Source organism: Mesorhizobium sp. M7A.F.Ca.US.005.03.2.1 (assembly GCF_003997795.1).
GTDB lineage: Bacteria > Pseudomonadota > Alphaproteobacteria > Rhizobiales > Rhizobiaceae > Mesorhizobium > Mesorhizobium ciceri.
Window position 1 is genome coordinate 1 of sequence record NZ_RZRP01000832.1, and the last position, 2,741, is coordinate 2,741.

Annotated in this window: 2 protein-coding genes and 1 pseudogene; 2 read left to right on the top strand and 1 reads right to left on the bottom strand. The window is 61.9% G+C overall.

Going from position 1 to position 2,741, the window contains the following annotated elements; translation table 11 throughout:
* Positions 1-1,317, bottom strand: a pseudogene (locus EN991_RS31070) (autotransporter outer membrane beta-barrel domain-containing protein); the annotation flags it as partial.
* 635 nt (positions 1,318-1,952) lie between these two features.
* Between EN991_RS31070 and EN991_RS31075 the strand changes: the two are divergent.
* Both EN991_RS31075 and EN991_RS31080 read left to right on the top strand, forming a co-directional pair.
* On the top strand, positions 1,953-2,261 hold the full coding sequence (locus tag EN991_RS31075; RefSeq protein WP_013529617.1) for a hypothetical protein: 309 nt from the start codon (positions 1,953-1,955) through the stop codon (positions 2,259-2,261).
* A 126-nt stretch (positions 2,262-2,387) separates the two neighbouring features.
* Positions 2,388-2,741, top strand: a 354-nt coding sequence (locus EN991_RS31080) for an NUDIX hydrolase (protein WP_164769491.1), incomplete at its 3' end; no start/stop codon positions are given.

Sequence of the window (2,741 nt, forward strand, 5' to 3'; positions counted from 1 at the left end):
GATGCCGCTAGCGGAACGGCCGTTCGTCTCGACGGTCACACCGTTGCCGGCCTGATTGACGTTGACCACGCCACCCTTGCCGCCAGTGCCGCCGCCACCGCCGATGGCGACCGAAATTGCAGGCGCTACGCCGATGGCGTAGCCGCCATTGCCGCCGCCACCGCCGACCGACTGGATCAGAATGCCATGCGCGCCGTCGCCGCCGTTTCCATCGACGCCGGTCTTGATGACGCCGCCAATATTGCCGGTCGCCGTATCGCCCTGGCCGCCACCGCTTGCCTTGCCACCGATCGACACGAGACCGATGGCGCCGCCGCCATCGCCGCCGCCGCCGCCCACCGACTCGACCAGCATGCCGATGGCGCCCAGGCCACTGGTGGTGATGTTGCCGGTGTTGGTCCCCGTGGCTGCCCGGCCGTCATTGCCATCCGTACCCGCGCCGCCACCGCCGACCAGACCTAGACCGCCACCGCCGTCGCCGCCGCCACCGCCCACCGACTGCACGACCATGCCGCTGGCAAAATCTCCCCGAGTTGTGATGGTCCCGGAATTTATCCCCTCGGCATTGCCGCCGATTGTCGGCACGCCCCCATTGCCGCCGTTACCCACGATACCGAAACCACTCGCACCATCACCGGCAACGCCGCCCGCCGACCGCACAAGCATACCCTTCGAGAAAGCCCCGTCCGTGGAAATGGAGCCGGCATTATCGCCTTTCGCGTCACCGCCGAAACCGCCATTGCCGCCATTGCCACCCTTGCCGGCACCGATCGCAGCGCCCAAGCCGCCATTGCCGCCGCGCCCTCCGCTGGAATTGACGGTGATGCCGTTCGAATTGACCCCGTGCGTGATGATATTGCTTTCGATCGTAGTGGTCACGGTCGCCGTGCCGCCATCGCCACCCCGCCCGCCGACGCCGCCCTTACCGCCTACCGCGATGGCGAATGCCCATGCGCCGTTACCACCATCCCCACCGCCGGCGTCGCCCGATATGCCGGGAGCATTGTCCCCCGATGTTTCGAGGGCGCCAGATGCGTTGTTTGTTATATCGACGGTTCCGCCCTTGGCGCCATCGCCGCCTTTACCACCCTTGATCTCCACAAAAGGCGGGACGGCTGTTGCATGGACAGCCGAGCCGCCATCGCCGCCGCGCCCACCCCGGGCGCTGCCAACGAAAGCGGCCTCCCCGGAGGTCGTGCGGCCGACACTATTCGTTCCCGTAGCCGGCGCCACCGGCGAATGGCCATCTCCGGCGTCAGCAGTACCGATTCCGTCATCACCATTGTCGCCCGGTGCACCATCCGTATTGATGGACAATTGCTGCGCATGGACCGGAGATTGAGCGTAAGGAAAGACCAGCCCCACCAGTGCCGTAGCGCAAAGCAATCGAGCTATCCGTTTGGGCAGAGTGGCGAGACATTGATTCGGCCGGCCGGGCAAACCCTTCTGAGTCGCCGCGGCATCACGAAGAACTTCCTCAGAACATGCCTTGGCTGAACCGTCGTCGGCCGATGCGCACGACAATACGGCAACGCGCTCTGTGAACAAAGCCATGCACTTACCCCCCATTTTACGGGGGCGCGCCTCAATGCCTGCTTGAGTCCGACGCCACCGCTATGCTCTGCTCATGCAATTGCAATAAGGATGCCGGCACTGTGCAATAAGGTTCAATGCATTAAAACAGGGCATCCGTATTCCCACTTGCGGAGCTCTGACTCAATTAGAATACATTAACTTATGCCGGATGAAACCAAAAATTTACGTGGGGAACACTGACCAAAGCCACCGACGTTTCATAGTCATCATATGATGACTATCTGCCGTTTCGCGGCCGAAATCGCAGAACAAAGCGATTGGACCGCCCGATTTCGTGATACTCGACCCGCTGGCCATGGCATCGACGCGCAAACGCCCTATATCAAAGGACAGAGTTTTTGCGCGGGAATGAACGGATGTCGGCACTTCGGCCATCAACGATCTTCACAGTGGCAATGCTGGCCACGGCAGTGCTGGCGGGCGTTTGCCTGCCGGCTTCCGCGCAAGCGCTCAATCCCGCTACCGGCAACAATGCGCTGATCCGGCAGAACGACCTGCAAATCCTGCAAAACAGGATACAGCGGCAGCAATATCAACAGCAACAGCAGCAGAATCGCGCCCAGGACCGCCAGATCTTTCAGCAACCGCCACCGGTCGTGCAGCAGCTCAAGCCAAGCTGCCAGACCCAGATAATCGGCACCACCGCCGTGAGCAATTGCCGCTGACATCAAGGCCTTTTTCGTTTATTTAGCCGACTTATGTATTTCGAGTGTCGTTGGCACATGCGAAAGTTTTGGTTTTGCAACGACGCCTTGTCGCGCTATGCGGCATTGCATCGACTGGATTGACGAATGGCAGCCACCAAGAAAAAGGCCGTACGCAAGGCAAAGAAGGGCGAGAGAATCCGCCAGGTGGCGGCTATTCCCTTCCGGCTGACCGCGCGTGGCGATATCGAGGTGATGCTGGTCACGTCGCGTACCACCAGGCGCTTCATCGTCCCCAAGGGCTGGCCGATGAAGGGCAAGAGCGGACGCAAGGCGGCCACCATCGAGGCGCAGGAGGAAGCCGGCGTGCTCGGCAAGACGCTGAAGCAGCCGGCGGGCACCTATTCCTACTGGAAGCGGCTGGCCAATCGCTTTGTCCGCGTCGACGTCATCGTCTACCTGCTCGAGGTGAGCGAGGAACTGGCCGACTGGCAGGAAGCC